This is a genomic window from uncultured Zoogloea sp. (assembly GCF_937894855.1).
Lineage (GTDB): Bacteria > Pseudomonadota > Gammaproteobacteria > Burkholderiales > Rhodocyclaceae > Zoogloea > Zoogloea oryzae.
Genome location: NZ_CALAYQ010000069.1, coordinates 1 through 9,489, shown reverse-complemented (window position 1 = coordinate 9,489; position 9,489 = coordinate 1). Strand labels below are relative to the sequence as shown.

The 9,489-nt window shown below is 70.0% G+C and carries 9 protein-coding genes; 6 read left to right on the top strand and 3 right to left on the bottom strand.

Going from position 1 to position 9,489, the window contains the following annotated elements; translation table 11 throughout:
* Positions 1 to 196 precede the first annotated feature (196 nt).
* Positions 197 to 1,129, bottom strand: coding sequence for an SH3 domain-containing protein (locus Q0672_RS08850; protein ID WP_298621651.1), 933 nt, complete (start codon positions 1,127 to 1,129; stop codon positions 197 to 199).
* A gap of 223 nt (positions 1,130 to 1,352) precedes the next feature.
* Here Q0672_RS08850 and Q0672_RS08845 point away from each other — a divergent pair, with 223 nt between their 5' ends.
* Positions 1,353 to 2,375: a VCBS repeat-containing protein gene (locus Q0672_RS08845; protein ID WP_298621650.1), complete on the top strand. Its 1,023-nt coding sequence runs from the start codon at positions 1,353 to 1,355 to the stop codon at positions 2,373 to 2,375.
* A gap of 1 nt (position 2,376) precedes the next feature.
* Here the strand turns inward: Q0672_RS08845 and Q0672_RS08840 are convergent, their stop codons facing one another.
* Complete coding sequence (locus tag Q0672_RS08840) at positions 2,377 to 2,808, bottom strand: thioesterase family protein (protein WP_298621649.1); 432 nt, start codon at positions 2,806 to 2,808, stop codon at positions 2,377 to 2,379.
* A gap of 81 nt (positions 2,809 to 2,889) precedes the next feature.
* Between Q0672_RS08840 and nikR the strand changes: the two genes are divergently transcribed.
* From nikR to Q0672_RS08815, 5 genes are all read left to right on the top strand, one after another.
* The gene (nikR, locus tag Q0672_RS08835) at positions 2,890 to 3,405 is read left to right on the top strand and encodes a nickel-responsive transcriptional regulator NikR (protein ID WP_298621648.1); all 516 of its coding nucleotides are present in this window, start codon (positions 2,890 to 2,892) and stop codon (positions 3,403 to 3,405) included.
* A 3-nt stretch (positions 3,406 to 3,408) separates the two neighbouring features.
* Positions 3,409 to 4,767, top strand: a complete 1,359-nt coding sequence (locus tag Q0672_RS08830; RefSeq protein WP_298621647.1) for an ATP-binding protein — start codon at positions 3,409 to 3,411, stop codon at positions 4,765 to 4,767.
* Between the two features lie 130 nt (positions 4,768 to 4,897).
* On the top strand, positions 4,898 to 5,716 hold the full coding sequence (locus tag Q0672_RS08825) for a nickel transporter (protein ID WP_298621646.1): 819 nt from the start codon (positions 4,898 to 4,900) through the stop codon (positions 5,714 to 5,716).
* A 29-nt stretch (positions 5,717 to 5,745) separates the two neighbouring features.
* Positions 5,746 to 7,815, top strand: coding sequence for a TonB-dependent receptor (locus Q0672_RS08820; RefSeq protein WP_298621645.1), 2,070 nt, complete (start codon positions 5,746 to 5,748; stop codon positions 7,813 to 7,815).
* Complete coding sequence (locus Q0672_RS08815) at positions 7,812 to 8,528, top strand: energy transducer TonB (RefSeq protein ID WP_298621644.1); 717 nt, start codon at positions 7,812 to 7,814, stop codon at positions 8,526 to 8,528. The genes Q0672_RS08820 and Q0672_RS08815 overlap by 4 nt, the downstream gene beginning before the upstream one ends.
* On the opposite strand, the gene Q0672_RS08810 is transcribed toward Q0672_RS08815, so the two are convergent.
* Complete coding sequence (locus tag Q0672_RS08810; RefSeq protein WP_298621643.1) at positions 8,529 to 9,338, bottom strand: HDOD domain-containing protein; 810 nt, start codon at positions 9,336 to 9,338, stop codon at positions 8,529 to 8,531. It abuts the gene before it with no gap.
* Between the last annotated feature and the right edge of the window lie 151 nt (positions 9,339 to 9,489).

Genomic DNA, 9,489 nt, shown 5'->3' with positions numbered 1-9,489 from the left:
CCATGGCCGGGATCAATCGAAATTCGCCTCGAACACAAAATTACTGACACTCCCCGGGTGGGCCGAAGCCGGCTTCGATGGACCGTCACCCGTACCCGGTGGGCGATTCCCCGGCCGCGCCTGCGGCCCACCTCCGGCAGACATTTCCGCCTGCCGTCATCGGTGCGGGAAAGGTCAAGGCCGCGGGCCCCGGAGTTCAGCGTTCGTCCATCCGCCCGCCGAACCGGTTGCGCGGGCCGTCGCCGCCGCGCGGCTGGGGCTGGGCCTGGGGTTGCTGAGGCTGGGGCGGCGGGCTGAAGCGGTTTTCCTGCCGCGGTGGTTGCGGTGGCGCGACCTGTGGGGCGACGGGGGCTGGCGCAGGTGCTGGCGTGAAGCGGGGCGGGAAGGGCTGCTGCTGGGCGCCGTCGTTGCGCCGCTCGCGGTTGTCGTCCGCGCGGGGATTGAAGTTGCGGCCGGGTTCCTGGCGGAACTGGGGCGGTTGCTGGGGGGGCTGTTGGGGCATCGGTGCCGGTGCGGCCTGGGGCACGTCGCCGCGGTTGAAATCCCGGCGCGGGGGCTGGTCGTTGCCGCGCCAGCGGTCGTCGCGCCGATCGTTCCACCGGTCGTCTCGCCGGTCGTCACGGGGCGGCATGCCCGGCTGCACCCAGCGGGGCGGGTAGGGCGCCTGCCTGCCATCGTGGTGGTGTGGCGGCGGGATGAAGCGCGGCGGAGGCGGCGGGGGCTGGCGCCAGCGGTATTCGTCGAACCACGGCTGGTGGCGGTAGTGGCGGCCCCAGTAGTCGCCGATGAAGAAGGTGACGAGGGGAATCCCCAGGGACGGCCCGTAATCCGGCACCGGCAGCGCGTTGCCCATCCAGCCGTAGGCCAGGCTCGGCCCGTAGGCCCAGCCGCGCAGGCCGTCCTGCAGCACCACGTCGCACCACATGTAATCGGCCAGACAGCCGATGACGCTCACCTCGAGTCCGGGATAGACCGCGGCGATCACCGGGTAGTCCGGCGCCGGGCCGGCGAAGAGCTGGGCGGGCTGGGTGACGATGGCGTTCTGCGCGGCGGCGCTGAGGGGCAGGAGCAGGGCGGCGCTGCCCGCCAGAACGGCGAGGGGGCGGCGCAGGGAGGACAGGCTGGGCATGGCGGTTCCCGGTAGGGTGGTCGGCACGCCGCAGGGGCGGCGCGCGAGGGGTTTCAATCGAATCTTAGTGGGCTGGCAGCGCGCCGTCGCGATCCGTGTGTAAGCACAGGTTTCGCGGTTGAGGCCGGCGTGCGGATGGGCTGTCGTCCCCCTGTCTGGTGGTCAAGTCGGCTGGGGCAGCGCCGTTGAATCGGGCAAGTCACTGCCTTTCGAGGAGCCCGCCATGAAAATCGCTTCCGCCGATCTGAGCCTTTCCGCCGCCCACCTGAGCACCAGCCGGGTGGAGGTGTCGGAGCGCCTGCGGGCCTGGGTTGGCGCCCGGCCGACGGCGGAAGCCGACCGCCCGACACCCCGCAGTGTGGTGGTTTCGAACGCGGCCCGCCAGGCACTGGATCTCGAAAAGAGCGCTGCCACCGACGCCGCTGGAAAGATCGACGGCGAGGATGCCGACATCGACCCGCGGCTGGCGCTCATCAAGTCCATCGTCGAAATGATGACCGGCCGGCGCATCGAGGTGATGTCGACGACCGACATGGCGACCGGTGAGGCGGCCAGCCAGCCGGCCCCGCCGCCGCCCGATTTCGGCATCGAGTACGACCGCACCGAGACCCGCGAGACCTTTGAAGCGAGCACCTTCGAGGCGAGCGGCACGATCCGCACCGCCGACGGCAAGGACATCAATTTCAGCGTCGGCTTGTCGATGAGCCGCAGCGAGACCGAAACCAGCAGCGTGAGCCTGCGCGCCGGCAACGCGGCGGTGAGCAAGGACCCGCTGGTGATCAACTTCGGCGGCACTGCGGCGAGCCTCACCAGCCAGCGCTTCCGCTTCGACCTGATGGGCGACGGCAAGGAGGTGGACATGCCGCGCCTTGCCAGCGGCAGCGGCTTTCTGGTGTTGGACGCGGTGGAGTCGGGCAAGGTGGAATCCGGCCGCCAGCTGTTCGGGCCGGCGAGCGGCGACGGCTTTGCCGATCTGGCCGCGTACGACAGCGACAGCAACGGCTGGATCGACGAGGCCGACCCGGTGTTCGGCCGGCTGGGCGTATGGACGCCAGACGCGAAAGGCGGCGGTGATGTGGCCAGCTTGGGCGAGCGCGGCGTCGGGGCGGTTTACCTCGGCCGCAGCGCCACGCCCTTCACCCTCAAGGAGGGCGGGGCCGATCTGGGCGCGGTGCGCAGCTCGGGCATCTGGGTGAGCGAGGACGGCACCGTGGGCACCGTCCAGCAGGTGGATGTGAACGTGTAGCTCAGGCCTGGGGTGCGGTCTTGGCGACGAAGCCCGCGGGCACCGGCGCCGCCTTGCGCTGCTGGTAGTCGAAGAAGATGATCCCGGTCTTGCCGCGGGCCACTTCGCGGCCGCTGGCCTTGTCGGTGGCGCGCCACACCAGATCGCAGCCGTATTTGTTGAAGTCGTCCGGCGCCATCTCAAATACCAATATCTCACCGTGGAAGGCCTCGGACTTGTACTGCACTGCGGCGTCCGCCACCACGATGCCGACGCCGTCCACGTCCAGCTCGGTGTAGCCCAGCGACTTGAAGAAGCGCACCCGCGCCTCGGACACCAGCGACAGCAGCGCGGCGTTGTCCAGGTGGTGGCCGTAGTTGATGAGGCCGATGTGGATCGGCACTTCGGTGGAGAACATGAAGTGCGCGGGCAGTTCGATCTTGATGCGGGCCATGGGGCGATCTCGGCGGAAGTCGGAAAGCCCGGATTATGGCATCGCGGCCGGCGATTGCCGCCAGCGGTGGGGGCGGGCAGAATGACCCGCCTGTCCTGCCCGGAGCCCATCGTGGAACGCTTCACCATCTCGCTAGACGAAGACCTGGCCCGCGCCTTCGACGCGCTGATCGCCGCGCGGGGTTACTCCAACCGTTCCGAGGCGGTGCGCGACATCCTGCGCGCCCAGCTCGAACAGAACCGCCTGGCCCGCGAGGAAGCGCCCCACTGCATCGCCAATCTCTCGTATGTGTACAACCACCACGAGCGGGAGCTCGCCGAGCGCGTCACCCACGACCAGCACGAACACCACGACATCTGTGTCGCCACGCTCCATGCGCATCTCGATCACGATAACTGCATGGAAAGCGTGATCCTGCGCGGCCCCACCGCCCAGGTGCGGGCCTTCGCCGAGGCGCTGATCGCCAAGCCCGGCGTGCGTCACGGGGCGCTCAACCTGGTCACCGCCGACTTCCGCAATCAGCCCCACAGCCACGGCGACGGCGAGCACAGCCACGCTCACCCCCATCCCCACGGCCACTACCGGCCGCGCTCGTAAGCGATGGCCAAGCCCGAGCGTCCGCTGCCCGATTCGTCCGCCCTGCTGGCCGCCGCGCCGGAAGGGGTGGGCGAGGGCGCCTGGATCGACGTGATCCAGAAGATGGACGAGGTGTATTCCGACCTCCTCCAGTACGAAGTCGCCCTCGAAGAGAAGAACGCCAAGCTGGAGGAGAGCCAGGGTTTCATCCTCTCGGTCCTCACCTCGATCTCGGACATCCTGGTGGTGTGCGACCGCAGCGGGCGGATCGACGACGTGAACCGCTCGCTGGAAGTCTTCACCGGGCGATCGGTGGAGAGCCTGCGCGGCACCCTGTTCTTCGATCTGCTGGCCGATCCGGCGGCGGTGGATGTGGCCAAAGGCCTGTTCGCCCTGCGCAGCGACGCGCCGGTGCACGACTGCGAGCTGGCCCTGCGCGCGGCGGACGGCTCGGCGGTGCCGGTGTCGCTCAACTGCACGCCGCGCTATTCGTCGGTGGGCAAATCGCTGGGGGTGGTGGTCACCGGCCGCCCGGTGGGCGAGCTGCGCAAGGCGTACTCGGCCCTGCGCCAGGCCCACGACGATCTCAAGCGCACCCAGCAGCAGCTGCTCCACTCCGAGAAGATGGCGTCCCTGGGGCGGCTGGTGGCGGGCGTCGCCCACGAGCTCAACAACCCCATCAGCTTCATCCTCGGCAACACCCACGCGCTGCGTCGCTACGCCTCGCGGCTGGGGGAATACCTGGGCGCGGTCCACGCCGGCGGCGTGCCCGACGACATCCAGGCCCTGCGCGAGCGCCTGCGCATCGACCGCATCCTGGGCGATCTCGATCCGTTGATCGAAGGCACCATCGAAGGCGCCGAGCGCACCCGCGACATCGTCGACGGCCTCAAGCGTTTCTCGGCGCTGGACCGGGACGAGAGCAGCCGCTTCGAGCTGGGGGCTGTGGTGGAGCGCTCGGTGACGTGGGTGTGCAAGGCGGCGCCGGAGCGCTTCGAGGTGACGGTGGACATCCCCGACAGCCTGCCGGTGGTGGGCGCCTCCGGCCCGATGCAGCAGGTGGTGATGAACCTCGTCCAGAACGCCGCCGACGCCACCGCCGGCCAGCCCACCGCCCGCCTGCGCATCACCGGCAGCATCGAGGGCGACGTGGCGGTGCTGCGCTTCCACGACAACGGCCCGGGCATCGAGCCACGTCATCTGCCCCACATCTTCGACCCCTTCTTCACCACCAAGCCGGTGGGGCGGGGCACCGGGCTGGGGCTGTCGATCAGCTACGGCATCGTCGAGCGCCACGGGGGCGCGCTGCAGGCGGGCAACCATCCCGATGGCGGCGCCGAGTTCGTGCTGCGTCTGCCCCTGGCTGGAAACCCGGCTGTCTGATTGGTTGGCGCACTGGTCATCATCTGATCGGTGCGCGGCCGGCGCGGGCCGGATCTGCGGGCCCCAGGGCTTGGCACGGATGTTGTATGCACTAAAATCATTTGTTCATACGCGCATCCGGAAATCCGCCATGACCGCCCTGCCTGCCGACGGACTCGCCCTCGTCCTGCTGGTCTTCGTCTTCGGTGTGAAGCACGGCTTCGATGCCGACCACCTCGCCACCATCGACGGCCTGACGCGCTTCAACGCCCGCGCCAACCCGCGCTGGGCGCGCTTCTGCGGCACCCTGTTCTCCCTCGGCCACGGCGCGGTGGTGATCGCCATCGCGCTGGCGGTGAGCCTGCTCTCGCGCCACTGGACGACGCCGGAGTGGCTCGAGGTTTCGGGCGCGTGGATCTCCATCGGCTTCCTCACTCTGCTGGGCGTGCTCAATTTGCGTGCGGTGCTGGCCGCCGAAGCGCACGAAATGGTGCAGCCGGTCGGCCTCAAGGGGCGCTGGCTGGGTCGCCTCGGCCGCATCGCCCATCCGGCGGGCGTGGCGCTGGTGGGGGCGCTGTTCGCGCTGTCCTTCGACACGGTGAGCCAGGCGGCGCTGTTTGCGGTGGCCGGCGTGCAGGCCGGCGGCGCGGCCCACGCGGTGGGGCTGGGGCTCACCTTCATGCTCGGCATGCTGCTGGCGGATGGGGCCAACGGCTTCTGGATCGCCCGGCTGATCGCCCGGGCTGACGGCACCGCGCGGATCGCCTCCCGGGTGATGGCGCTCGCCGTGGGCGGCATGAGCCTGCTGGTGGCGGCCTGGGGCGCGGCGCGGATGGCCTGGCCCGGTGTCGAGGCGTGGGGTGAGGGCAAGGAGTTTGCGCTGGGCTTTGGCGTGGTCGGGGTGATCTTCGTGAGCTTCATCCTGGGCATCCATCTCGCCCGCGATCCGGCGCCGGAGGCGGTGGGCTGAGCCCGCCGTTTTCTACGTGTCGCGGTAAGATGAATAATTTTTTCTGCTTAATTGCGTGGGCGGTCGTGCCGGGCGCCATCGCTGGCGGCGTGCCCACGCTCGAGACCGTCGAGGTTCAGGCGGGCAGCGCCAATCTGATCGGCGTTGCCGCCAGCGCCACCGAGGGCACGGTGAGCGGCAGGCAGCTCGCCACCCGCCCGCTGCTGCGCCCCGCCGAGGTGCTGGAGACGGTGCCGGGGCTGGTCGTCTCCCAGCACAGCGGCGACGGCAAGGCCAATCAGTACTATCTGCGCGGCTTCAACCTCGACCACGGCACCGACTTCGCCACCTGGCTGATGGGCATGCCCCTCAACCTCCCCACCCACGCCCACGGGCAGGGCTACACCGACCTCAATCTGCTGATCCCCGAGCTCGTCGCGTCGGTGCGCTACCGCAAAGGGCCGTACCACGCGGCGGACGGGGATTTCTCGGCGGCCGGCTCGGCCCGGCTCGATTACTTCCGCAGCCTGCCGGCAGACTTCGTGCAGATCGAGCTCGGCCAGCATCACTACAACCGGCTGGTCGCGGCGGGGTCGCGGCCGGTGAGCGACGGCGGGCCGGTACTCCTGGGCGCCATCGAAGCCGCCTACAACAACGGGCCGTGGGCCGAGCGCGAGAACCTGCGCCGGCTCAATGGCGTGCTGCGGCTGTCGTCGGGCAGCGTCGACAACGGCTGGGCGGCGACGCTGATGGCCTTCGAGTCTCACTGGTCGGCCACCGATCAGGTGCCCCGCCGGGCCGTGGAGCAGGGGCTGATCGGCCGCTTCGGCAGCCTCGACCCAACCAGCGGTGGCCGCACCCGCCGCGCGAGCCTCTCCGGCGAATGGGCCGCAAGCGACGCCAGCGGCCGCAGCCGGGCGAACGCTTACCTCATCGACTACGGCCTCGACCTGTTTTCCAACTTCACCTACGCCATGGACGACCCGCTGCGGGGCGACCAGTTCGAGCAGGTGGATCGCCGTCAGATCGTCGGCGCAGGCGGCAGCCGCAGCTGGTTCGCCGACTGGGCCGGGCGGCCGGTGGAGCTGACCCTCGGTAGCCAGCTGCGCCACGACCACATCGGCCAGGTCGGGCTGTTCCTCACCGAGGCCCGGCAGCGCCATGGGCAGGTGCGCAGCGACAAGGTGGATCAGACCAGTGTCGGGGTATATGGCGAAGCCCAGATTCAGGTGCTGGAAAAGCTGCGCGCCACCCTCGGGCTGCGTGCCGACGAGTACCGCTTTCAGGTGACGGGCGACGGCACGCCCATCGGCGCTGCCAACAGCGGCCGGGCGGATGCCTTTCTGGCCGCGCCCAAGCTCGGGATCGTCGCCGGCCCGTGGGCCCGGACCGAGCTCTACGCCAACTACGGCCACGGCTTTCACAGCAACGACGCCCGCGGCACGACGATCCGCGTGAATCCCGATCCGCGCAGTGCGGAGTTCGGCCAGCCGGTGGCGCTGGTGCGTCCCCTGGTGCGCGCTCGCGGCGGCGAGCTGGGGCTGCGCAGCGCGCCGGCCGCCGGCTGGGTGACGACGCTGGCCCTGTGGCGGCTCGACATCGCATCCGAACTGCTGTTCGTCGGCGACGCGGGCATCACCGAGCCGAGCCGGCCGTCCCGCCGCCAGGGTGTGGAGTGGACCAACCTGTGGACGCCGCTGCCCGGCGTGAGCGTGGATGCGGATCTGGCGGTGTCGAGCGCTCGCTTTCGGGATGCGGATGTGGCCGGGGCGAGGGTGCCGGGCGCCGCCGGCGTGGTCGCGTCGGTGGGCGTCGGAGTGGATCGTGGCGAGCGCTGGTTTGGCGGTCTGCGCCTGCGGCATTTTGGCGCACGCCCCCTGATTGAAGACAATTCGGTACGATCCGCGTCCTCGACCTTGACCAATCTTAAGGTAGGCTTCCGCCTGGACAGGAGAATCACCCTGTCGCTGGATGTGCTCAACCTCTTCAACCGTCGGGTGAGCGACATCGATTACTACTACGAGTCCCAATTGAAGTCCGAAAGTTTCCCCGTCGCCGACATCCACGCCCACCCCTCGGAGCCCCGCAGCCTGCGGCTGGGCCTGCGTGTGGCGCTGTGATCTCCGATCGCGGCCTGGTGATGGCGGTGGGCGCGTCCTTGTGCGTCCATGCGCTGGCGCTCGGCATGGGGGGCGGATTGAAGTCGTCGGTCACCGAGCCGCCGCGTCTGCTCGAAGCCCGGCTGGTGCAGGAAGTCCTGCCCGAGAAGACCCCCGAAAAACCCCACGTCGAACCGCCGCCGCCCCAGCCACGGCCGCACAAGTCGACGCCGGCTGAAACGCCCCATCCGCCCAAGGCGGTTGCCCGGCCCGAGCCCGTCGTGCCCCAGCAGCGGCTGGTGGCCGAGGCACGGGCCGATCATCCCGCGCCGGCCATCGCGACCGCTCCAGCCCCGGCGCCCGCGGTGGCGGCAAACCAGACGCCGGCCCCGGTTGCGGTGGCTGCACCGCCCGTCGCGGCGGCCGCTGTGGCGAGCTATTCGCCGCCCAGTTTTGGCGCCAGGTATCTCGACAACCCCAAGCCCGGTTATCCGATGATCGCCCGGCGTCGCGGGCTGGAAGGCACCGTCCGCCTCGATGTGCGGGTGTCGGCCGAGGGCATTCCGGTGGCGGTGAAGGTGCGCGAGAGCGGCGGGCATGAGTCCCTCGACGAAGCCGCCGTCACCGCCGTGTGGCACTGGCGTTTCGTGCCCGCGCGCCGCGGTGGCGAGCCGGTCGAGGCGTCGGTGGTGGTGCCGATCCGCTTCCGCCTCGGCGCCGAAGACGCCGGCTGATCAGCGCGCGTCGGCAGCCAGTTCGTCCAGATCCGCTTCGCCGAGGCCAAATTCCTCGGCCACATCGTCGGCCCAATCCACCCAGTCCGGTGAAATGCCGTCCCGCACGCGTCGCCCGGCCGCCAGCAGGCGGGCCAGCCGGCGGGCTTCGTCGCCGAGCCGCCGCGTCAGCTTCGGGTCGTGATGGGCGCGGATCGCCTCGCATACCTCCACCGGCAGCTTCCAGTTGCGCGCCACGAGATAACCGGCGGCGGCGTGGTCGGTGCCGCTGAGGGCGTCAAGCGCCCGGGCGCCGGCCTCGAGGGTCGGGCCGTCGCCAATCAGCAGCGCCGTGTGCTGGGGCGATCGCCTCAACACCACGGCAATCCCTGCGTCCTGCATCAGGGCCGCCAGGTAGGCGGTGTCGGCCAGCGACTTGAAACGAGTCGCCCGCGCCACCGCAAAGCTGTACTCGGCGGCCCGCGCGCAGCCGGACCAGATCGCGTCCACAACCCGCGGGTCGAGCCCGTCGTTCTGGGCCTTGAGCGCAACGCTCGCGGCGGTGGCGAGCGTACGGGTGCGGCCCAGCATCGCGATCGCATCCTGGGCGGTGCGGGGCGCGCTGCGGGGGCGGAACACCGGCGAGTTGGCGACCCGCAGCAGCGCACCGGTGATCGCCGGATCCTGGCTCACCGCCTGCGCCATCTCCCGGGGGCCCGCGTCATCGTCGGCCGCGGCTGCGCGCAGGCGCAGAAAACCCGGGCCGGGGGCAGGGAGCACGACCCCGCTGGCCAGCACGGCGTCGACCAGCAAATCCTTGTCCATTGACATGCGTTATCCGACAGCGTGGTAGTCCTAACGGATTAAAGCACAGAGGCCACAAGAAAAACGACGATTGTGTTTGACAACCGGCAAGCCGATGTCTAGAATGCGCAGCTTCTCGCTTGGAGGGGTTCCCGAGCGGTCAAAGGGATCAGACTGT